22 protein-coding genes are annotated in these 21,703 nt (G+C 62.4%); 9 read left to right on the top strand and 13 right to left on the bottom strand.

Features of this window, described 5'->3' with window-relative positions:
* Nucleotides 1-96: 96 nt before the first annotated feature.
* Both HF682_RS14610 and HF682_RS14605 read right to left on the bottom strand, forming a co-directional pair.
* Nucleotides 97-1,392, bottom strand: a complete 1,296-nt coding sequence (locus HF682_RS14610) for an ammonium transporter (protein ID WP_168878101.1) — start codon at nt 1,390-1,392, stop codon at nt 97-99.
* A gap of 24 nt (nt 1,393-1,416) precedes the next feature.
* Nucleotides 1,417-1,755 (bottom strand): P-II family nitrogen regulator, encoded by a 339-nt coding sequence (locus HF682_RS14605; RefSeq protein ID WP_168878048.1) that lies wholly within the window; start codon nt 1,753-1,755, stop codon nt 1,417-1,419.
* A 294-nt stretch (nt 1,756-2,049) separates the two neighbouring features.
* Here HF682_RS14605 and HF682_RS14600 point away from each other — a divergent pair, with 294 nt between their 5' ends.
* On the top strand, nt 2,050-2,307 hold the full coding sequence (locus HF682_RS14600) for an accessory factor UbiK family protein (protein WP_168878047.1): 258 nt from the start codon (nt 2,050-2,052) through the stop codon (nt 2,305-2,307).
* A gap of 4 nt (nt 2,308-2,311) precedes the next feature.
* The gene (locus HF682_RS14595; protein ID WP_205882094.1) at nt 2,312-3,568 is read left to right on the top strand and encodes a multifunctional CCA addition/repair protein; all 1,257 of its coding nucleotides are present in this window, start codon (nt 2,312-2,314) and stop codon (nt 3,566-3,568) included.
* Here HF682_RS14595 and murB read toward each other — a convergent pair.
* The 3 genes from murB to HF682_RS14580 all read right to left on the bottom strand — a co-directional run bounded on the left by murB (nt 3,558) and on the right by HF682_RS14580 (nt 7,434).
* Complete coding sequence (murB, locus tag HF682_RS14590; protein WP_168878046.1) at nt 3,558-4,574, bottom strand: UDP-N-acetylmuramate dehydrogenase; 1,017 nt, start codon at nt 4,572-4,574, stop codon at nt 3,558-3,560. The genes HF682_RS14595 and murB overlap by 11 nt on opposite strands.
* On the bottom strand, nt 4,564-5,952 hold the full coding sequence (locus HF682_RS14585) for an MATE family efflux transporter (protein WP_168878045.1): 1,389 nt from the start codon (nt 5,950-5,952) through the stop codon (nt 4,564-4,566). Before HF682_RS14585 ends, murB begins: the two co-directional genes overlap by 11 nt.
* A gap of 78 nt (nt 5,953-6,030) precedes the next feature.
* Nucleotides 6,031-7,434 (bottom strand): MATE family efflux transporter, encoded by a 1,404-nt coding sequence (locus HF682_RS14580; RefSeq protein WP_168878044.1) that lies wholly within the window; start codon nt 7,432-7,434, stop codon nt 6,031-6,033.
* 412 nt (nt 7,435-7,846) lie between these two features.
* Between HF682_RS14580 and HF682_RS14575 the strand changes: the two genes are divergently transcribed.
* Together HF682_RS14575 and HF682_RS14570 are read left to right on the top strand one after the other, a co-directional pair.
* Nucleotides 7,847-8,980, top strand: a complete 1,134-nt coding sequence (locus HF682_RS14575; RefSeq protein WP_168878043.1) for a branched-chain amino acid ABC transporter substrate-binding protein — start codon at nt 7,847-7,849, stop codon at nt 8,978-8,980.
* A 121-nt stretch (nt 8,981-9,101) separates the two neighbouring features.
* Nucleotides 9,102-10,115 carry a class 1 fructose-bisphosphatase gene (locus HF682_RS14570; RefSeq protein ID WP_168878042.1) on the top strand — a complete coding sequence of 338 codons (1,014 nt, stop codon included), beginning with the start codon at nt 9,102-9,104 and terminating at the stop codon, nt 10,113-10,115.
* Nucleotides 10,116-10,187: 72 nt separating this feature from the next.
* Here HF682_RS14570 and adk read toward each other — a convergent pair whose 3' ends face one another.
* From adk to HF682_RS14540, 6 genes are read right to left on the bottom strand one after another with little or no spacing between them, the layout of a single operon-like run.
* Nucleotides 10,188-10,844, bottom strand: a complete 657-nt coding sequence (gene adk / locus HF682_RS14565; protein ID WP_168878041.1) for an adenylate kinase — start codon at nt 10,842-10,844, stop codon at nt 10,188-10,190.
* 48 nt (nt 10,845-10,892) lie between these two features.
* Nucleotides 10,893-11,681 (bottom strand): 3-deoxy-manno-octulosonate cytidylyltransferase, encoded by a 789-nt coding sequence (gene kdsB / locus HF682_RS14560; RefSeq protein WP_168878040.1) that lies wholly within the window; start codon nt 11,679-11,681, stop codon nt 10,893-10,895.
* Nucleotides 11,681-11,860 (bottom strand): Trm112 family protein, encoded by a 180-nt coding sequence (locus HF682_RS14555; RefSeq protein WP_168878039.1) that lies wholly within the window; start codon nt 11,858-11,860, stop codon nt 11,681-11,683. The genes kdsB and HF682_RS14555 overlap by 1 nt, the downstream gene beginning before the upstream one ends.
* Nucleotides 11,850-12,857 (bottom strand): tetraacyldisaccharide 4'-kinase, encoded by a 1,008-nt coding sequence (gene lpxK / locus HF682_RS14550; protein ID WP_168878038.1) that lies wholly within the window; start codon nt 12,855-12,857, stop codon nt 11,850-11,852. The genes HF682_RS14555 and lpxK overlap by 11 nt, the downstream gene beginning before the upstream one ends.
* Nucleotides 12,858-12,860: 3 nt before the next feature.
* A complete protein-coding gene (locus HF682_RS14545; protein ID WP_168878037.1) occupies nt 12,861-13,292 on the bottom strand; it encodes an ExbD/TolR family protein in 432 nt (143 codons plus the stop codon).
* A gap of 6 nt (nt 13,293-13,298) precedes the next feature.
* Nucleotides 13,299-13,916 (bottom strand): MotA/TolQ/ExbB proton channel family protein, encoded by a 618-nt coding sequence (locus tag HF682_RS14540; protein WP_168878036.1) that lies wholly within the window; start codon nt 13,914-13,916, stop codon nt 13,299-13,301.
* A 462-nt stretch (nt 13,917-14,378) separates the two neighbouring features.
* Here HF682_RS14540 and xseA point away from each other — a divergent pair, with 462 nt between their 5' ends.
* The 5 genes from xseA to HF682_RS14515 all read left to right on the top strand — a co-directional run bounded on the left by xseA (nt 14,379) and on the right by HF682_RS14515 (nt 18,906).
* Entirely contained in the window at nt 14,379-15,737 is a 1,359-nt protein-coding gene (gene xseA / locus HF682_RS14535; RefSeq protein WP_308418746.1) for an exodeoxyribonuclease VII large subunit, read from the top strand.
* Between the two features lie 65 nt (nt 15,738-15,802).
* The gene (locus tag HF682_RS14530) at nt 15,803-16,930 is read left to right on the top strand and encodes a CobW family GTP-binding protein (RefSeq protein WP_168878034.1); all 1,128 of its coding nucleotides are present in this window, start codon (nt 15,803-15,805) and stop codon (nt 16,928-16,930) included.
* A gap of 3 nt (nt 16,931-16,933) precedes the next feature.
* The gene (locus HF682_RS14525; RefSeq protein WP_168878033.1) at nt 16,934-17,812 is read left to right on the top strand and encodes an AraC family transcriptional regulator; all 879 of its coding nucleotides are present in this window, start codon (nt 16,934-16,936) and stop codon (nt 17,810-17,812) included.
* Between the two features lie 63 nt (nt 17,813-17,875).
* Nucleotides 17,876-18,589, top strand: a complete 714-nt coding sequence (locus tag HF682_RS14520) for an AzlC family ABC transporter permease (protein WP_168878032.1) — start codon at nt 17,876-17,878, stop codon at nt 18,587-18,589.
* On the top strand, nt 18,586-18,906 hold the full coding sequence (locus tag HF682_RS14515) for an AzlD domain-containing protein (protein WP_168878031.1): 321 nt from the start codon (nt 18,586-18,588) through the stop codon (nt 18,904-18,906). The genes HF682_RS14520 and HF682_RS14515 overlap by 4 nt, the downstream gene beginning before the upstream one ends.
* On the opposite strand, the gene miaA is transcribed toward HF682_RS14515, so the two are convergent.
* On the bottom strand, nt 18,907-19,866 hold the full coding sequence (miaA, locus tag HF682_RS14510) for a tRNA (adenosine(37)-N6)-dimethylallyltransferase MiaA (protein ID WP_168878030.1): 960 nt from the start codon (nt 19,864-19,866) through the stop codon (nt 18,907-18,909).
* Nucleotides 19,863-21,659: a DNA mismatch repair endonuclease MutL gene (gene mutL, locus HF682_RS14505; protein WP_168878029.1), complete on the bottom strand. Its 1,797-nt coding sequence runs from the start codon at nt 21,657-21,659 to the stop codon at nt 19,863-19,865. The genes miaA and mutL overlap by 4 nt, the downstream gene beginning before the upstream one ends.
* Nucleotides 21,660-21,703: the final 44 nt, after the last annotated feature.

The following is a 21,703-nucleotide window of genomic DNA, read 5'->3' as shown; positions in this document are numbered from 1 at the left end:
TTAAGGGTTTATCAGGGGGACAGGGTCGAAAAAAAACCGCCGGGCAAGCCGGCGGCCATCAAGAGACATGCCCTGTTTATGGCAGGACAGGAGTGATTATTCGACGTGCTCACCATGCAGCACGATGTCCAGCCCTTCGCGCTCTTCGTCGGTGCTGACACGCAGCCCGATGGTCATGTCCAGTACCTTCAGCAAGAGCCAGGTCACCACCAGGGTGTAGCACGCCGTCGCCAGCGTGGCCTGTGCTTGCACCCACAGCTGCTCCATCGGGGGCAACAGGACCGGGGTGCCCTTGGTGATGCTGGCGTCAGCCAGGACACCAGTCAGCAGGGCGCCGAGAATACCGCCGACACCATGCACGCCAAAGGCGTCCAGCGAGTCGTCGTAGCCCAGCTTGTGCTTGAGCCAGGTGGCGCTCCAGTAGCAGACAATACCAGCGACCAGACCCAGCACCAGAGCACCGCCTACCCCCACATAACCGGAGGCCGGGGTAATGGCGACCAGACCGGCAACGGCACCGGAGGCGAGGCCCAGCACCGATGGCTTGCCCTTGCCCAGCCACTCTGCAAACAGCCAGCTCAGGGCGGCAGCAGCAGCGGCCACCTGGGTGGCGACCATGGCCATCACGGCACGACCATCGGCGGCCAGCCAGCTACCGGCGTTGAAGCCGAACCAGCCGACCCACAGCATGCCGGTACCGATCAGGGTCAGCACCAGATTGTGCGGTGGCATGGCTTCGCGGCCAAAGCCCACCCGCTTGCCGAGCATCAGGGCACACACCAGACCGGCGACACCGGCGTTGATGTGCACCACGGTGCCACCAGCAAAATCAAGCGCACCTTTGGCGAACAGCCAGCCCCCGGCTTGCCACACCCAGTGCGCAACCGGGGCATAGACCACCAGTGACCACAGTACCGAGAACAGCAGCATGGCAGAAAACTTCATCCGCTCGGCAAAGGCACCGGTGATCAGTGCCGGGGTAATGATTGCAAAGGTCATCTGGAACATCATGAACAGCAGTTCCGGGATGGTGTAAGCGGTTCCGGCGCCATCGGTCCACAGGGTGCCATGGTCGATGCCGCGCAGCATTACCCGGTCCAGACCACCAATGAAGCTGTTGTTCGGGTCAAACGCCAGGCTATAGCCCACCACCACCCACAGTACGCTGACCGCGGCCGTGATGGCGAAGCTTTGCATCATGGTGGCCAACACGTTCTTGCGGCGAACCATGCCGCTGTAGAACAGCGCCAGGCCGGGCAGGGTCATGAACAATACCAGTGCGGTGGCAACCAGCATCCAGGCGGTATCGCCGCGATCCAGGGTAACCGGTGCGCCGGCCAATGCCGGCATCGCCAAGGCAGGGCTGGCCAGCGCCAGCAGAAAACGGGACATCTTCATGTTCAGGGCTCCAGCGGTTTACAGGGCGTCAGAACCGCTTTCGCCAGTGCGAATGCGGACCACTTGTTCCAGATCGAATACAAACACCTTGCCATCACCGATCTTGCCGGTGCGCGCGGCCTGTTCAATGGCCTCCACCGCCTGATCGACCAAGGCGTCGTCCAGGGCGACTTCCAGTTTGACTTTGGGCAAGAAGTCCACCACATACTCGGCGCCCCGATATAACTCGGTGTGCCCCTTCTGGCGTCCGAAACCTTTGACCTCGCTGACGGTCAATCCTTGCACGCCGATGGCGGACAAGGCTTCGCGCACCTCGTCCAGTTTGAATGGCTTGATTACCGCTGAAATGAACTTCATGACAGTTCCTATCTCCAGTCTGAGGAAGGGGTGCGGTGTTCTGCGCAGGGCGGCCCGCTTTTTATTGCACAGCAACATGCTGTTTCCCTCCTACTGGCAAAAGGCGTGCCAGCCCTGCAGTGCACCGCCAGACGCGGTAGCGCCGTGATTGAGGGTTGCTCATGCACCAGGGTGTGACGGGATGCGCATCAGACTGCACCGCATTGGTGCATGGACTTTGATGTGCTGCACTGCCGATGCGCCGACGGAATGGCATACAATGCAGACAAGCTGTTTGAACAAAGGACACAAACCATGTTGCGAGACAAACTGAAGGATGAGCTGTCACAGAAATTCTCTGAATTGCTGGCCAACAGCCCGGCCAAAGATCTGGAGAAGAACGTCAAGGCCATGCTGGGTAGCGCATTCGGCAAGCTGGATCTGGTGACCCGCGAAGAGTTTGATGTACAGACCCAGGTGTTGGCGCGAACCCGTGAGCAGCTCGCCGCGCTGGAGGCGCGGCTGCAGGCACTGGAAACGCCGCCACAGCCGCATGAGGCGGATGAGGCCTGAGCGGATGCAGGATCCCTTGTTGCAAGGCTTGCAGGTCTACCGGGTGGGGGGTGCGGTGCGCGACCGTCTGCTGGGGCTGCCGGTCAAGGACCATGACTACGTGGTGGTTGGCGCACGAGCGGAAGAGTTGCTGAGCCGGGGCTTTCAGCCGGTGGGGCGGGATTTTCCGGTGTTCCTGCACCCGGTCAGCCACGAGGAGTACGCGCTGGCGCGTACCGAACGCAAGTCGGGCAGTGGCTATACCGGCTTTGTGGTACACGCTGATCCGGAAGTTACGCTGGAGCAAGACCTGGCCCGGCGGGATCTCACCATCAATGCCATGGCGGAAGGCGCAGATGGCCTGCTGCTTGACCCCTACGGCGGTGAGGCGGATTTGCGCGCCGGGCTGCTGCGGCACGTGAGCCCGGCGTTTGTGGAAGACCCGGTGCGGGTGTTGCGGCTGGCCCGCTTTGCCGCCCGCTTTGGTTTTCAGACAGCACCGGAAACCGCTGTCTTGCTACAGCAGCTGGTGCAGAGCGGTGAGCTGGACCATCTGGTTGCTGAGCGGGTGTGGCAGGAATTTGCCAAGGGACTGATGGAAGCCCGGCCTTCGCTGATGATCCGCAGCCTGCGGGAAAGTGGGGCGCTGGCGGTGATCCTGCCCGAGCTGGATCGGCTGTTCGGGGTGCCGCAACCGCCACTGCATCATCCGGAAGTGGACAGTGGCGAGCACGTACTGCTGGCATTGGACCTCGCGGCAGAGGAAGGCGCGTCGCTGGCGGTGCGCTGGGCGGTGTTGCTGCATGATCTGGGCAAGGGACTGACGGATCCGGCGGATTGGCCCCGTCATCATGGGCATGAGCAGGCTGGCGTGCCTGTGGTCAGCGCGGTGTGCGAGCGTCTGAAGCTGCCCGCCGCCTTGCGTGAGCTGGCCGAGCTGGTGTGCCTGTTGCATTTGCAGATTCACCGTCTGGCCGAGCTGCGGCCGAGCACGGTACTCAAGTTGCTGGAGCGGGCGGACGCTGTCCGTCGTCCCGATCGCTTTGCCGAGCTGGTGCAGGCGTGCCGCTTTGATGCGCAAGGGCGAACCGGGCTGCAGCAACGTGCCTATCCGCAGCAGGCGCAGTGGCTGGAGCTGCAGCAGGCGGCGAGGGCGGTGGATGCCGGGGCAGTGGCCAAGGCGTGCGCCAAACCGCAGGCCATTCCGCAAGCGGTACATGATGCGCGCTTGCAGGCGGTCAGTGCCATTTTGGCCGCGCAGCGCAGCGGCGCTACAGGATGATGGGTTCGGGCTCCAGCGCGATCCCGAAGCGTTGCATCACGTCGCGCTGAATCGCCTGTGCCAGCGCCAGCACTTCGCCACCGCTGGCGCCGCCGTGGTTGACCAGTACCAGCGCCTGCCGCTCATACACCCCGGCCGCACCCTGTTGACGGCCTTTCCAGCCGCACTGGTCGATCAGCCAGCCTGCAGCCAGTTTGACCTGCCCGGCAGTGGCCGGGTAGTGCACCAGATTCGGGTATTGCGCCAGCAAGGCAGCCGCTTGCGCGGCGGGTACCAGCGGATTTTTGAAAAAGCTGCCGGCGTTGCCGATCACGGCCGGGTCCGGCAGCTTGCGCTGACGTACCCGAATCACTGCCTGTGCCACGTCTAGCGGCGTGGGGGCGCTGACCTGCATGGCGTCCAGCTCTTTCTGCAATTCGCCATAGCCGGTATGTACGGTGGCGGTCTTGTTCAGGCGGAAACGAACCCGCAGCACAATGCCATGCTCGCGCCAGGCGTGCTTGAACACGCTGTCGCGATAGCCAAAGGCGCACTGTTCCCGGTTCAGGGTATGCAGGCTACCGTCGCGTGCATCCAGCAGGGTGAGCTGCTCGAAGCAATCTTTCAGCTCTACCCCGTAGGCGCCAATATTCTGGATGGGGGCCGCGCCCACCGTGCCGGGGATCAGCGACAGGTTCTCCAGCCCGTAGCCACCTTGAGACAGCGTCCACTGCACAAAAGGATGCCAGGTCTCGCCAGCGGCCGCCTCCACCCACAGGGACGCGGCATCTTCGGCCACGCATTGCTTGCCCTGTGTGCACAGGCGGAACACCACCCCGGCAAAGTCACCGGTGGGCAGCAGGTTGCTGCCGCCGCCCAGAATCAGGCGCGGTAGCCCTGTCCAGCGCGGATCGTTCAGTGCGGGCCAGAGTTCATCATCCTGTTCGATGTGGACCAGCCAGCGGACGTGGGCGGCAACGGCAAAGGTGTGGTACGGCGTCAGCGACGCGTGAGGTTCAATGCGCATGGCCGGATTGTGCCACAAGCCGCTGCCGGTTGACGCGCAACAGGCTGATGGTGAGCAGCAGTGCCGCCACAAACAGCCCGGCGGTCAGCCCGTACCAGAAGCCGCGTGCGCCCAATGGCGCCCCCCCTGCGATGGGGGAAAAGGCCAGCCAGTAACCCAGCGGTACCGCAATCACCCAGAACGACAGGCCCATGATCCACATCGGCAGCGAACCTACCTTGTAGCCCCGCAAACCACCGCCTGCAGCGGCCTGCAGGCAGTCGCCCAGCTGAAAGGCTGCTCCGATGGGCAACAAGCCAATGGCGACCTGCAATGCGCCGTGATCACTGGTGTACAGGCTGGCAATCTGCATGGGGAACAGGAACATCAGCGAGCCCGACAGCAGCGCAAAACCACTGACCATCAGCAGGGCGACCATGGAGACCCGCCGTGCCTGATCGGGTCGCCCCGCGCCAATGTGCTGCCCGATGCGCACGGTGAGGGCATGCCCCAGGTTGCTGGGTACCATGAACATCAGGGCCGCAAAATTCATCACGATCTGATGGCCCGCCACCACTTCGGCCCCCAGTGAGGCCAGAAACAGGCTGACACTGGCAAAGGCCGCTACTTCAAACAGGTAGGTCACGCCAATGGTGGCACCCAGTCGCAAGATGGGCTTGATCAGACTCCAGTCCGGCCGCGGCAGCCGCAGTGGCAGGCGGAATGAGGCGTAGTTGCGGTGTCGGCGGACATGCCACAGCATGACGAAGAAGCCTGCCCACATGCTGATGCCGCTGGCCCAGCCACAACCAGCCCCGCCCATGGCGGGCAGGCCCCAGTGGCCGTAGATCAGCAACCAGTTCAAGGGGATGTTGAGCAATAACGATCCAAGTCCGATCACCATCATCGGGCGGGTGAGCGAAACACTGGCGGAGTAAAAGGTGAGCACCCGGAACAGCAGGGCCGCAGGGGTACCAAATATCATGCCGTACAGGTAGACCCGTGCCTGTGCCACCACTTCCGGTTGCGCACCGGTCAGGTGGAAAAGCTGGCTGCAACCGAGCAGCAGGAGCACCACCAGCACGCCGCAGATCAAGGCCAGCCATATCCCTTGCATGGCCAATCCGGGAATCTGCGCGTAGGTTTTGGCCCCATAGTGATTGGCAATGAAGGGGCCAATGGCACTGAGCAGGCCAAACAGGGTAACAAAGGGGATGACCCAGGTGTTCAGGCCCAGCGATACGCCAGCCAAGGAAACTGCGCCAGTTTGGCCTGCCATGACGGTATCCACAAAGCCCATCAGCAGCTGGGACAAGCCCGCAACGATGGTGGGGCCGGCCAGGCGAGCAAGGGCATTGCCTTCGGCAATGTGGGGGGCAAATCGGGTACGGAACGTCATGGTGTCAAAGAGCGAAAGTAAAGTTGGCCTTGCATTGTAGCGGATTCTATCCGGCATCGTACGGACGGAATCCGCCAATCAATGCGTGCTGGCCGCAGGCTGCAAAGGCGGTGAATGCAGGCAGGCCTGGCGGCTGACCCGGAGCAAGGCCCACAGCAGCATGCCGGCCGCCAGCGTCAGGCCCAGCAGCAAGGCCAGCCAGAAACCCAGCGCCCCCAAGGGTGGCAGGGTCAGCCCAGGCAGCAGGTCAGGCCGGTAAGCCAGCAGGTAACCCACCGGCATGGCGATGCACCAGAACGCGACGAGCATGGCCAGCATCGGCAGGGTACTGATCTTGTAGGCACGCAGGGCGGCGGAAGCGCAAACCTGTATTGCATCCGACAACTGATACCAGGCCGCCACCCCCAGCAGCACGCTGGCGATGTGCAGCACCGGCAGGTCGACATGGTAGAGATAAGCCAGACGCGCCGGGGTGGCCAGCCACATCAGGCTGGCACTGCCGCAGGCCACCAGCAGGGCCAGCAGCAGGCCGACTTGCCAGCGGAAGCGGGCGTCTTGCGGCTGCTGTGCCCCCAGTGCCTGAGCCACCCGGATGGACAGAGCAATGGAGAGCCCCTGTGGCAGCATATAGGTCAGGGTCGACAGGCTGGTGACGATCTGGTGTGCTGCCGTGGTGACTTCGCCCAGGCGGCTGATGAACAGGGCCACGCTGGAAAATGCCCCGACTTCACCAAGGAAAGTCAGGCCGATTGGCAAGCCAAAGCGTAACAGCTGCGCGAGCGTGGGCCAGTGCGGACGAGAAAAATTTTGCAAGGCGCGAAAGCCCTGGTAGCGCGGTGAGTGCTTCAGGTGCCACAGCTGCAGGGGCAGCAGCAACCACATGCTGATGCCGCTGGCCCAGCCACAGCCAGCGCCCCCCAAGGCGGGTAGTCCCCAGTGACCGTTGATCAGCAGCCAGTTCAGCGGAATGTTGAGCACAACCGCACCCAGCGCAAAGAACATGCCTGGGCGGGCATTGGAGGTGCTGGAGGCGTACAGGCCCAAGGTTCGTCCCAATAGCCCGGCGGGGGTGCCGATGGCAATGCCCTGCAAGAACAGATGAGCCTGGGCAATCACGGCAGCCGGTGCGCCTGTCGCCTCCAGTAACGGCCGCATATTCAGCAGCAGCAATACGGCCAATGCGGACAGGCCCAAGGTCAGCCACACGGCTTGCTGGGTGACATGGCGAATCTTGTCTGGCGCATTGGCACCATGATATTGCGCAACAAACGGTCCTACCGCGCTGCAGACGCCAAACAGGGAGAGAAACACGGCGATCCAGATGCTGCTGCCCATAGACACTGCCGCCAGAGCCACTGCGCCGGAGGGGGCCGCCATCAGGGTATCCAGCAGCCCCAGCAGCACATAGGCGATCTGGCTGATGATCAAAGGCAGCGCCAGGCGAACCAGCTGCCGGGCTTCATTGCGCGCGCGATTCAGCATGCCAGGCCCGCGCCACAGCTGTTTTGTCGCCATTCTTGCAACACTGACTGCTCCGTGAAATTACTGAGATCCCGACGAGTATAGCGGCTAATGGCCCCGTCTGGCTTGCGTATTGCTGTATGAGGGCCTGCGCGGCGTCTGTCATGGCGATTCAGCCGTGACGCGGGCTGTAGCGTCATGGTGCGGACAATTCCGGCAATCCGCGAGCGTTGGGCAAGGTCAAGGCTGTCCAGCCGCAGGATAAATGGGCGGACCTGTAGAAAACGCTTGATAGCAGATAAAAATCGGCGTAATAATTTCCCGCGCTCCCAAGCCCCATCAGGGTACGGGTATGGCCAACCCCCAGCAGTAAAACCGATATTATTGGCATACGTGAAACGTAAGTTCGCCCGCCAATGCATGAGGAGAGAGTATGTTTACCAAGAACAAGCTGGTTATCGCTGTTGCTTCCGCTGTTGCTCTGGCGGGTGTTGCTCACGCCGACATGGTGGTCAAGCTCGGCCAGGTCAGTCCGATGAGTGGTGGTATTGCTCACCTGGGCAAGGACAACGAAGCCGGCGCCAAGATGGCCATTGAAGAAGCCAACGCCAAGAAGATCAAGATCGGCGGCCAAGTGGTCACCTTCCAGCTGGTGTCGGAAGATGATGCTGCTGACCCGAAGACGGCAACCGTGGTTGCCCAGAAGCTGGTGGATGCTGGCGTGAAGGGCGTGGTGGGTCACCTGAACTCGGGTACCTCCATCCCGGCCTCCAAGATTTACTCTGATGCAGGCATTCCGCAGATCTCCCCGTCCGCGACCAACCCGAAGTACACCCAGCAAGGCTTCAAGACCACCTTCCGTGTGGTGGCGAACGACGTGCAACAAGGCACCGCCATGGGTTCCTTCGCGATCAAGAACCTGAAGGCCAAGACCGTGGCCATCATTGATGACCGTACCGCTTACGGCCAGGGTCTGGCTGACGAAGTGGAAAAGGCTGTCAAGGCTGCCGGTGGCAAGGTGGTGGCGCGTGAATTCGGTACCGACAAGACCACCGACTGGTCTGCCGTGCTGACCTCCATCAAGGCCAAGGCACCGGATGTGGTGCTGTACGGTGGCATGGACGCAACCGCTGGCCCGCAAGTGCAGCAAATGAAGCGTCTGGGCCTGAAGGCCAAGTACGTGGTGGGTGACGGTGGTTGCACCGGCGAAATGATCAAGCTGGCTGGCGACGGCATGTCCGGCGACGTGTACTGCACCGAAGCCGGTGTACCGCGCGCCATGATGCCGAAGGGCAAGGACTTCGAGAAGCGCTTCAAGGCCAAGTTCGGCATGGATATCCAGATCTATGCACCGTATGAATACGATGCCATGAACGCCATCATCGAAGCCATGAAGCAGGCTGACTCGGTCGAACCGGCCAAGTACCTGCCGAAGCTGGCTGCCATCAAGATGGCCGGTGTGACCGGTACCATCTCCTTTGACGCCAAGGGCGACATCAAGGGCGGCGCTGTGACCGTGAAGCAATTCACCAACGGCGCATGGAAAGATGTGCAAGTGGTGAAATGAGTCTCTGACTCGTCACACCCTGAAACGGCACCTTCGGGTGCCGTTTTTTCTTTGTGGCGGACTGGTATTCAGCCCGCTCATGCTGGGGTAAACTGCGCGCACTGCATCGTGGAGTCCCCCCATGTCCCGTGTCACCCTCAGCCGTTACCTGATCGAACAAACCCGCGATCATGGCACCCCTGCTGACCTGCGTTTCCTGATTGAAGTGGTGGCCCGTGCCTGCAAGGCCATCAGCCATGCCGTGTCGAAAGGCGCGCTGGGTGGCGTGCTGGGCAATGCGGGTACGGATAATGTCCAGGGTGAGGCACAAAAGAAGCTGGATGTGATCTCTAATGAGATTCTGCTGGAGGCCAATGAATGGGGCGGCCATCTGGCGGCGATGGCGTCCGAGGAAATGGACACGGTATACCCCATTCCTGGCCGTTTCCCCAAGGGCGCCTACATGCTGTTGTTCGATCCGCTGGATGGCTCCAGCAATATCGACATCAATGGCTCGGTGGGGACCATCTTCTCGGTGTTGCGCTGCCCGGATGGGGTGAGTGAACCCGGTGAAGCCGATTTTCTGCAGCCCGGGGTGACCCAGGTGGCGGCAGGCTACGCCATGTATGGTCCGCAAACCATCCTGATGCTGACGCTGGGCAGTGGGGTCAAGGGCTTTACGCTGGATCGCGAGCTGGGCTCGTTTGTGCTGACCCACGACGACATTCGCATCCCTGAGCAAACGCAGGAATTTGCCATCAATACCTCCAATGCTCGCCATTGGGAGGCTCCGGTACAGCGTTATGTGGAAGAGTTGCTGGCAGGCCAGACCGGGCCGCTGGGCAAGAACTACAATATGCGCTGGATCGCCGCCATGGTGGGCGATGTGCACCGCATCCTCACTCGGGGCGGGATTTTCATGTACCCGTGGGATGCGCGTGAACCGAACAAGCCGGGCAAGCTACGCCTGATGTATGAGGCCAACCCGATGAGTTTCATTGTGGAGCAAGCCGGTGGCGCGGCAACCAACGGTCGCCAGCGCATCCTCGATATTCAGCCTTCGAGTCTGCATGAGCGGGTCGCGGTGTTTCTGGGCTCAAAAGCCGAGGTGGAGCGGATTACCCGTTATCATCTGGAGGCGGACGCTGCCCGCTGAGTGGTTCCCTCGGCTGTGCGCATTAAAAAAGCCCGCATGGTTGCGGGCTTTTTGCTGTGGCCAGGCGAGGGTTTAGCTGCCCAGTGCCGCCAGAATGCTGTCGCGAATGCCTTCCACACTACCCACACCGGCCACCTTCACATATTTCGGTGCGCTGCGGTCCCCGGCTTTGGCTTGTTCGGAGTAGTAGCCCACCAGCACTTCGGTCTGGGTGTGGTACACATCCAGGCGCTTTTTCACGGTATCTTCATGGTCGTCCGGGCGCTGCACCAAGGCTTCGCCGGTTTCGTCATCCACGCCATCCTGTTTCGGCGGGTTGAACTTGATATGGTAAGTGCGGCCCGACGGCAGGTGAACGCGACGGCCTGACATGCGCTCGACGATCTCGCTGTCCGGTACGTCGATCTCCACCACGTAATCAATCGCAACACCGGCGGCCTGCAAGGCATCGGCTTGCGGGATAGTGCGCGGAAAGCCATCAAACAGAAAGCCCTTGGCGCAGTCCGGCTGGGCGATACGCTCCTTGACCAGACCGATGATGATGTCGTCGGATACCAATTGACCCGCGTCCATGACGGCCTTGGCCTGTAGACCCAGCGGCGAGCCTGCGGCCACGGCGGCACGCAGCATGTCGCCAGTCGAAATTTGCGGAATGCCGAAGTGGGCCTTCAGGTAGTTGGCCTGGGTGCCTTTGCCTGCACCCGGTGCGCCCAACAAAATCAGTTTCATGGTGTTCCTCTGCTCAAAGGTCGAAGTTGATTGTCATCAGGGCATGCCTTATCCCGGCATGTTGTCAGGCACAGGCTGGGAGGTCAGCCATTGTCGCACCCGTTCCAGATCCTCTGCTGTATCCACCCCGGCGGGCGGGGCGTCCGCCGCGATGGCCACCTGGATTACATAACCGTGCCACAGTGCGCGCAACTGTTCCAGTGCTTCAAACTGCTCCAGCGGACAGGCTTGCAGCTGCCGGTAGGCGCGCAGAAAGTGGGCACGGTAACCATAGATCCCGATGTGGCGATAGGCCGGCAGGCCCTCTGGCAGCGCGTCACGCTGTTGTGCGAAGGCATCGCGTGCGTAAGGCAGCGGGGCACGGCTGAAGGTTAGCGCACGGCCGCGCTGATCAAAGCTGACCTTGACCACATTGGGATTAAAGAAATCGGTCGCGCTATGGATCGGATGGCATAGCGTGGCAATGGCGGCCTCAGGGGTATCCGCCAGCGCGCGCGCCACCTGCTGGATCAGCACGGGCGGCAGCAAGGGTTCATCGCCCTGCACGTTGACGATCAGGGCTTCATCAGGCAGCCCTAACAGGTCGGCGGCCTCAGCCAGTCGGTCCGTCCCGCTTGGGTGGTCTTCCCGGGTTCGCAGCACCGGCAGGCCCGCGTCGCGTACCACCTGCTCAATGTCGGCATGATCGGTGGCGACCACCACTTGGGCGGCACCGGAGCGCAATGCTTGCTGCGCCGTCCGCACGATCAGCGGCACACCGCCCACCTCCGCCAGCATCTTGCCGGGCAGGCGGGTGGAGGCGTGTCGCGCCGGAATAAGGACGGTGAACGCAGTCATCAGGCTGCGTCAGGGGTATCGAGGCTGCGGGCCTCGTCTTCCAGCAATACCGGAATGTCGTCACGGATCGGAAAAGCCAGCCGGTCGGCTTGGCAGACCAGCTCCTGGGCCGGCTTATGGTATTGCAGGGGGCCCTTGCACAAAGGGCAAACCAGAATGTCGAGCAGTTTAGCGTCCATGGGCGTTGAGGCGTCTTTCCACCAGGGCGGCCAGATCCGGGTGGACCTCTGCCGCGATGCACAATGCCCACAGTGTATCATTATTCAGCGATTTGCATTTCACTGCGTCTTTTTCCGTCATCAGGATGACATCTGCGGCCAGGGGGGCGAAGTCTGCCGCCTGATAGGGGTGATGATCGGGAAATGCGTGCAGGGGCAGTGCCAAGCCCAGGCTGCCTAGCGTGCGGGCAAAACGCTGCGGATTGCCGATCCCGGCGACCGCCACCAGACGCGCACCTTGAAAGTCGGCTGCTTGCCGGCGTCGCTCGGGGTGGTTGACCTGGTAAAAATCCTGCGGCTCAAGGTGCATGATGAAGGCAGGCGGCGTGGCGGCAGCCGGCGCGACCGGGCTGCCGTTGTAGACGATGGCATCCACCCGCTGCAAGCGGCGCAGCGGTTCCCGTAGCGGACCTTGCGGCAGCAGGGCCTGGCTGCCCCAAGGGGCTGCACCGTCGATCACGCAGATTTCCACATCACGCTGCAGACGGTAGTGCTGCAGGCCGTCGTCGCACAGGATGAGGTTAACTTCAGGGTGTGCGGCCAGCAGGGCATGCGCTGCGGCCACCCGGTCCTGCCCCACCCACACTGGCACCTCATGGTCGTACAGTTGCTGCGCCAGCAGTACCGGCTCATCGCCGGTCAGAGCCGGATCACTGCTGGGGTGGACGGCTTGTGGTTGACGATGGCTGCCGCCATAGCCCCGGCTGACAATGGCCGGATGCCAGCCACGTTCGCGCAGGGAGCGGGCCAGCCAGGCGGTCAGGGGCGTTTTGCCACTGCCGCCAACATGGATGTTGCCCACCACGACGACCGGCACCGGCAGCTGCACCGAGCGCAACAGGCCGACCCGGTAGAGGGCGCGCCGCAGGCTGGCCAGCAGCCCGTACAGCCGGGCGGGCCACCACAAAACAAAGCGCCGCCAACTGGGGCGGCGCCATTCTGCGGTCAGGCCCCGCATGGTTTACTTGCCGGGTGTCTGTTCATCAATGGCAAAGGTGACTTTGGCAAAGCCGACGCTCTGGGCGGCTTCCATTACCAGCACCACATTCTGGTGCTTGGCATCCTTGTCGGCATTGATGACCACCACCGGGTCCTTGTTGTCACCCGCTGCCTGTTGCAGGGCGGCCTTGATACCGGCCAGATCCGTCTGGTTCAGCGGCTGGTTATTGATGTTGAAACGGCCCTGTGCGTCGATGGCCACATTCAGCATCTTGTCCTTGGGATCGCTGACGCTGGCGGCTTCCTCGGTTGACGGCAGGTTGATCTGCAACTCGGCAAACCGGGAGTAGGTGGTGGTGACCATCAGGAAGATTAGGATCACCAGCAGCAAGTCGATCAACGGGATGAAGTTGATCTCCGGTTCTTCCCGGTGCTTGGCGCGACGGAAGTTCATGGCGGCTTAACCTTGCCGTTCGCCGTGGAGAATTTCCACCAGCTTGATGGCCTGCTGCTCCATCTCCACCAGCAGCTGATCCACCTTGGTGCGGAAATGGCGATAGAAGGCCATGCTGGGTACCGCGACGATGATGCCGAAGGCGGTGTTGTACAGGGCAACCGAGATACCATGTGCCAGCTCTGCAGGGTTTTGCCCGGTGCTGCCGCCACCGGCACCAAAGATTTCGATCATGCCCACCACCGTGCCAAACAGGCCAAGCAGCGGCGACATGGCGGCGATGGTGCCGAGGGTGGTCAGGAAGCGCTCCAGCTCGATGGAGGCAGCACGTCCGGCTTCCTCGATGGATTCTTTCATGATCTCGCGCGAGCTGCCCACGTTTTTCAGGCCGGATGCAAACACGCGCGACATCAGCGGCGCGCGCGGATCAATCAGCTTCTTCAGCAAGGCTTCGTTCACACCGTGCTGGCGGTATTCCTGCACCACTTCCCGCAACAGGCCCGACGGGATGATGTTGCCGGACCGCAGCGACCAGGCGCGCTCGATGATGATGGCCAGCGCCGCAATCGAAGAGACGATCAACAACCAGATCGGCCAGCCGGCCGCTTGAATGATGGAATACACAACTGTTCCTTCTTGGTGAAACAACCCGGCGCTATGGCGCTGCGGTTACAATGGATACCGAATCAGGCGTCCGGCGCAAGGATACCATGAACCGCCCGTTCGCTGCGCCATGCCGTTGGGGTAAAGCGGCGCCAGTGCGCATGCTAAGCGATTGTTTTCTCCTCAGCAAGACGGGGGCTACTTTAAGAATGTGGGCTAAGCCCGTCATCCATCACGGTTTTTTGGATTTACCCACAAAAGCTGTGGATAACTTTGTGGGCAACATTTGCAAAAGTGCGCTAACCCCCCGATGGTAAAGGAAGTTTTGTAGCTTGCCAGCTTCTTGGACAGTGTTTTTTATCTTTTAAAATCAATAACATAATTCTTTTGTTGACAAGATGACGCCCAGATTGCATGTTGCAGTGCGGGGCTTGACAAGGTGTGGATGAGTTGACCTTTACTGCAATGACAAATGAATTATCAGTGGCGGTAGTCCCGGTTTCCATGCTCAATCAACGGGTTGCCGATCTGCTGGCGGGCCAGTTGCCGCCCATGTGGGTCAGTGGTGAGGTGTCCAATCTCACCCGGGCGGCCTCTGGCCACTGGTACTTTGTGCTGAAAGACGAGCACGCCCAGGTGCGTTGCGTGATGTTCCGACACAAGGCGCAGTACGTGGCGTGGCCGGTCAGCAATGGCGACAAGGTGGAGCTGTATGCCAGCGCAGGGTTGTACGCCGCGCGTGGCGAATTTCAACTGGGGGTCGACAGCATGCGGCAAGCCGGGCGTGGTGCCCTGTTTGCTGCTTATGAGGCGCTCAAGCAGCGTTTGCAGGCCGCTGGTCTGTTCGATCCGGACAGCAAGCGCGCTTTGCCTGCGCATCCGGCAGCCATCGGGGTGATCACCTCACCGCAAGCCGCCGCCTTGCGTGACGTGCTCACGGCGCTGCGCCGGCGCGCGCCGCACATTCCGGTCATCCTCTACCCGGCACCGGTGCAGGGGGACGGTGCCGCCCCCTTGTTGCGGCGGGCCATCGAGCAAGCTAACGATCGCGCCGAAGTGTCGGTGCTGATTCTGTGCCGGGGCGGCGGCTCGATTGAAGACCTGTGGGCATTCAATGATGAGGCGCTGGCGCATGCCATTGCCGCCAGCCGGATTCCGCTGGTCAGCGGGGTGGGGCATGAAACCGACTTCACCATCGCTGATTTTGTCGCCGATGTGCGGGCCGCCACGCCCACCGCAGCGGCTGAGCTGGTGTCGCCGGATGGGCTGGCCATGCGTCAGCACCTGGGGCAGCTGCAGCGCCGCTTGCAGCGTGCCGTGGCGCGCCAACTGGAGCCGCGCATGCAGCAGCTCGACTATCTGGCGCGGCGGCTGTTGCACCCGGGCCAGCGCATTGCCCAGCAGCAGGCGGTATTACAGCAATGGCAACAACGCTGGCAGCGTGCTGGTAGCCAATTGCTGCAACAGCGCCAGCATCGCCTGCAACAGTTGCGCTGGCGCTGGCAGGCATGCCGTCCTGATTTGCCAAGGCTGGCACACCGCTTGAGCCAGCTGCAAAGCCGCCTCGGCCCCAGCCTGCAGCGCCAGCTGCAAAACCATGCGCACCGCCTGAATACGCTGGCAGCACGGCTACAGGCGCTGGACCCGACAGCGGTGCTGGCGCGGGGCTACAGCCTGGTGACCACGGCCAACGGGCAAGTGGTGCGCCAGCCGGGGCAGGTACGTACGGGCGATGCCTTGCTCATTCAGCTGGCAGAAGGGCAGCTGCAGGCGCGGGTCAGCCCGCCTGCGCCGCAGCAACAAACGTTGCCGCTGGAGCTGCCCAAGACAGACGGTGCTTGAAGAAGGCGCCCGCTTCCCCCATATTCAACAATTCATATGATTGACGCTCAGCCACAGGATTTTGCATGAACACCAACCCGAACCGCACCGACCTGATCCCGGTGACCATTCTGACCGGCTTTCTGGGGGCGGGTAAAACCACCTTGCTTAACCGCGTGCTGCAGGAGCAGCACGGCCAGAAGATTGCCGTGATCGAAAACGAATTCGGCGAAGTGGGCATCGACAACGAACTGCTGGTGCAGGACACCGAGCAGGTGGTGGAGATGAACAATGGCTGCATCTGCTGCACCGTGCGGGGCGACCTGCAGCGTATCCTGCTGGAGCTGGCGGGCAAGCGCGCGCTGGGGCAATTGCAGTTTGAGCGGGTGATCATCGAGACCACCGGTCTGGCCGACCCTGGCCCGGTGGCGCAGACCTTCTTCTTTGATGAAGACGTACAGAAGCTGTACCTGCTGGATGCGGTGTTGACGGTGGTGGATGCCAAGCATGGCCAGCAGCAGTTGGACCGTGAAGAAACCGCGCAGAAGCAGGTGGCGTTTGCCGACCGCATCCTGTTGTCCAAGACCGATCTGGTCAGCGAGGCCGAGCGCGCGGACCTGAGCCACCGCTTGGTACAGATGAACCCGCGTGCGCAGATTCAGGCGGTGCATTTTGGCGAGGCCCCGCTCGACACCATCCTCGACATCCGTGGCTTCAACCTCAACGCCCGGCTGGACATCAACCCGGATTTTCTCAACCCTGGCGAGGCGCATGATCACCACGATTGCCACGATGCGCATTGTGATGATCCGGCCCATCATCACCATCACGAACATGGCGAGCATTGCGACCACGACCACTGCGAGCACGAACACCACCACCATCACGCGCCGCATCGGCATCTGGATGCGGTGCAGTCCTTCGTGTTCCGCAGCGAGCGGGCATTTGACATGCACAAGCTGGAGGAAACCCTCAGCAAGCTGCTGGAAGCCTATGGCAACGACCTCTACCGCTACAAAGGCCTGCTCTACATCGCCAAAGAGCCGCGTCAGGTGGTGTTCCAAGGGGTGCACATGATGATGGGCAGCAATTTTGGCCGCCGCTGGAACGATGGCGAAAAGAAATCCAACCTGCTGGTGTTCATCGGGCGGCAATTGCCACGCGAGCTGATCGAGCAGGAGCTGGAACGCTGCCTGATGGCACCGAAGCGCTGAGCCATGGACGACCCGGCCCCCCACCTGACCACAGCCGAGGGGCCGCACCCGCTCGCACCCCGTGAGCGGGCCCATTTCTTTCGCCACCCGGCGCTGCCCGACAGTGACCTGCTGACGGCGCACTTCATTGAGCACCGCTTTACGCCGCACTGGCATGATTTCTACGCCATACCGGTGATTGAAACCGGCGCCGAGGCCTTTCAATACGGAGGGAAGCATCTGGTGGTGTCGCCGGGGCGGATGGGGGTGGTCAATCCCGGCGAAGTGCATACGGGAGAGGCGGTGTCCGCCGAGGGTTGGCGCTACCGGGTGTTCTACCCGACGGTTCCGGTGATGCAGCAGCTGGCGGATGAGTTGGCCGGGCGACCTGCACCGCTGCCCTGGTTTCCGGTCAAGGTGGTGGAGGATGCGCCGCTATGTGGGGTGCTGGATGCAGCACATCGAGTACTGGAGCAGGGGAATGACCCCTTGCAGGCGGAAAGTCTGCTGGTCAATGGCCTGAGCCTGCTGCTGCAACGCCACGCGGGCACCCGCTCTGACCGTGCGCTGCATTACCGTGACGATGCTCGGGTCCAACAGATGTTACTGCGATTGGCGGATGACCCGGCGCAGGAGCTCAACCTGCAAATGCTGGCGGATCAGGTGGGGCTGTCCCGCTACCACGCCGTACGGCTGTTTTCACAAACGGTCGGCATGCCACCCCACGCCTGGCGGGTGCAGCTGCGCGTCAACCGTGCCGCTGCCGCACTGCGGCGTGGCGTACCGGTGGCGCAAGTCGCGCTGGATGCCGGGTTCACCGACCAGAGCCATTTCACCCGCCATTTCAAGCGTGCGTTTGGTGTGGCACCGGGTCGTTGGCAGCAGGCTCGACGCGCGGCATAGCAAGAACGTACAAGCCAGCTACCCAGGGGTTACGTATGCTGAGGGTGAAAGGAGTTCATTCTCATGCATACCCCACGTTCTGCCTTGCTGGAAGGCGTGCGCGACACCTTGCCCATGCTGGTCGGTGCCGCCCCGTTTGGCATGATTTTCGGCACCCTGGCGGTGGGCTCGGCCATGCAGATATGGCATGGCTCGCTGATGTCCGCCACCGTCTATGCCGGTTCCAGCCAGCTCATCGCGGTGGGGCTGGTGGCCGGTCATGCCTCACTGCTGTTAATCTGGCTGACCACCTTTGTGGTGAACCTGCGCCATGCCCTGTATTCCGCCACCTTGCTGCCACACGTCGCCCATCTGCCGCTGCGTTGGCGAGCAGGGTTGGGGGCGTTGCTGACGGATGAGACCTTTGCCGTGATGGTGGGCCATTATCGCCTGCATCCGCAGCACAGCCACAGCCACTGGTATTTCCTCGGCTCAGCCGGATCCATGTATCTCAACTGGCAAAGCTGGACGCTGCTGGGGGTGCTGTTTGGTGCGGCATTCCCTGCCTTGCAGCAGTGGGGGCTGGATTTTGCCATGGTGGTGACCTTCATCGGCATCGTGGTGCCACAGCTCAAGCAGCGCCCGCAACTGCTGGCGGCACTCACCGCCGGTGCGGTGGCCTTGCTGGGCCGACATTGGCCCTATAAGGGCGGGCTGATGCTGGCCATCCTGGCTGGCGTGGCCGCAGGAGTTTGGGCGCATGCCAGAACATCGACCGTCGTGCAGGAGGCCGCATGAACTACACCGTGATGATTCTGGGCATGGCCTTGATTACCGTCTTGACCAAGGCGTCTTTCTTTCTGCTGGGAGATCGGGTCACCTTCCCCCCGGCCTTGCAGCGGGCACTGGCTTTTGTGCCGGTGACGGTGCTCACCGCACTGATTGTGCCCATGGTGCTGGCACCGCACGAGCAGGGCGTTGAGCTGCACTGGCGTAATCCGCAGCTGATCGGTGCGCTGGTGGCGATTGCGGTCTGCCTGCGCTGGCGTAACCAGCTGCTGACCATTGTGTTGGGTCTGGCCGCGTATTTTGCCTGGCGGGCAGCGCTGCTCTGATCAGTGGGCAGGCCCAGCGTCCAGCCAGCGCTGAACCTGTTGCTCGACCTGTTGCGGCAGGTCGGCCGCCAGACAGTCGAGCAACTGCCAGCCGGGCAGGCCACGCAGCCAGGTCATCTGCCGCTTGGCCAGCTGGCGAGTGGCGGCGATGCCTTTGTCGATCAGGGTCGGCAGATTGTCTTCACCGGCCAGATGCAGCCAGGCCTGCCGGTAACCCACACAGCGCATGCTGGGCAAGTCCGGGTGTAGCGCCGGGTAGCGCTGCTGCAGCTCGCGAACCTCATCCAGCAGGCCATCCTGCAGCATCTGCCGGAAACGCAGCGCAATGCGCTCATGCAGCACTGCACGGTCGGAGGGGTGTAGCGCCAGCTGCAGGGTGCGGTAGGGTAGCGGGCTGGCTTGCTGCCGCGCCAGCAAGGCCGACATCGGCTCGCCGCTCAGCAGGCAGATTTCCAGCGCCCGCTGGATGCGCTGGCTGTCGGTCGGGTGCAGACGGGCTGCGGTGGTCGGGTCGAGGCTGGCCAGACGGGCATGCAGCGCGGCCAGACCATCTGTGCGGGCATCGGCCTCCAGTTGCGCGCGCAAGGCGGGGTCCGCCTCCGGCAGGTCCGACAATCCCTCCAGCAGCGCCTTGTAGTACAGCATGGTGCCGCCCACCAGCAGCGGGATCTTGCCGCGTGCGGTGATTTCTGCCATCACCTGCAAGGCATCGTTGCGAAACTGCGCGGCCGAATAAGCCTCCAGCGGACTGATCAGGTCAATCAGGTGGTGCGGTGCGCGTGCCAGTGTGGCGGCATCCGGCTTGGCGGTGCCAATATTCATGTCGCGATAGACCAGCGCCGAATCGACGCTGACCAGCTCGACAGGCAGCTGCCGCTCCAGCAGGTGAATGGCGCAGGCGGTTTTGCCGCTGGCGGTCGGCCCGGCCAGCAGAATCAGTGGGGGCAAGGCGGGTGTCATTGGCCGCGCAGGAACAGTTTGTCGAGGTCAGCCAGCGTGAGCTGAAACCAGGTCGGGCGGCCATGGTTGCACTGCCCGGAGCGTTCGGTGGCTTCCATCTCGCGCAGCAGGGCGTTCATTTCCGGCACCGTGAGATGGCGGTTGGCGCGCACGGCGCCGTGGCAGGCCATGGTGGCGAGCAGTTCGTTGCGCCGGGCGGTCAGCACATCACTGCTGCCGACTTCCGCCAGGTCTTTCAGCACATCCCGTGCCAGCGCAATGCTGTCGGCCTGCTGCAAGGCCACCGGTACGGCGCGCAAGGCTAAATGCGTTGGCGAAACGGGGGCCAGCTCAAAGCCCAGCCGTGACAACGCCTCGCTTTGCTGGCTGGCGGTCGCCATCTCCAGGCTGGTGGCGTGGAAGCTGGCAGGAATCAGCAAGGGCTGGCTGACCACACTGTGCTGATCCAGTGCGGATTTCAGTTTTTCGTACAGAATGCGCTCGTGGGCGGCGTGCATGTCCACCACGATCAGGCCATGCTCGTTTTGCGCCAGCACATAGATGCCTTGCAGCTGTGCCAAGGCGTAGCCCAATGGCGGGGCATCGGTGGCGGCAGGGAGTGCCGGGGGCGCTTGCGGCAGGTCGTCCAGCGGCTTCAGGGCGGCAAAATAGTTCGGAACGGCCTCGGCAACACCCAGCGGCATCCGTGCTTGTTCATAGCGCGGCGCGGCTGCCCAGCCATTGCCTGCCGTTGGAGCGGGGCTGGCCGTCATCACCGGTGGCATGGGCGTGAAGCCGGGTTCGGTAACCGGGTGGCCGCTTCCTGCCACCGTACCCGCCAGAATCTGTTGCACGGTCGATTTCAGCAAGCGGTACACCGCGCTGCTATCGCGGAACTTCACCTCGCTCTTCTGCGGGTGTACGTTCACGTCCACCAACTCTGGCGGCAACTGGAAGAACAGCGCATACACCGGGTGGCGCTCGTGATGCAGTACATCGCGGTAAGCCTCGCGCAGCGCATGGCTGACCAGTTTGTCGCGGATAAAGCGGCCATTGACGAAAAAATACTGCGCATCGCGCCCGGCACGGGACTGGGTCGGGCTGCCGACCAGGCCAGAGAGCTGCAGCATCCCGTTTTCGGCAGCCACACTCAGGCCGTCTTCCAGAAAATGCTCGCCCAGAATGGCGGCAATGCGCTGGTGGCTGCTTTGTCGTGGCAAGCGCCAGCTGATACGGCCATTATGGCTGAGGGTAAACGCCACCTGTGGCCAGGCCAGCGCCATGCGCTTGAAGGTATCCTCGCAATGCCCGTACTCGGTGGCTTCGGTCTTGAGGAATTTACGGCGCGCAGGGGTGTTGTAGTAGAGGTCGTGCACCTCCACCACAGTACCGGCGCTGAGTGCGGCGGGCTCGGGCTGGGAGAGTTCGCCACCTTGTGCTTCCACTTTCCAGGCGTGATCCGCACCCACCGCGCGACTGGTCAGCGACAGGCGGGAAACGGAAGCGATACTGGCAAGCCCCTCGCCACGAAAACCGAGGGTACCGACCTGCTCCAGGTCCTCCAGCTGGCGAATCTTGCTGGTGGCGTGGCGCGCCAGTGCCAGCGGCAATTCAGCCACCGGGATACCGCCACCATTGTCGCTCACGCGAATCAGCTGAATGCCGCCTTGCTGCAGCTGTACCTGGATATCATCGGCGCCCGCATCCAGGCTGTTTTCCAGCATTTCCTTGAGGGCAGAAGCCGGGCGCTCCACCACCTCACCAGCAGCAATCTGGTTGATCAGATGGTCGGGCAACAGGGCAATGGCAGGCATGCGGAACGTCGTCAAAAAGCAGGGAATCCGGTTCATGACCGGCT

Source organism: Leeia aquatica (genome assembly GCF_012641365.1).
Classification (GTDB): Bacteria; Pseudomonadota; Gammaproteobacteria; order Burkholderiales; family Leeiaceae; genus Leeia; species Leeia aquatica.
This window is presented reverse-complemented; position numbering and strand designations above follow the sequence as displayed.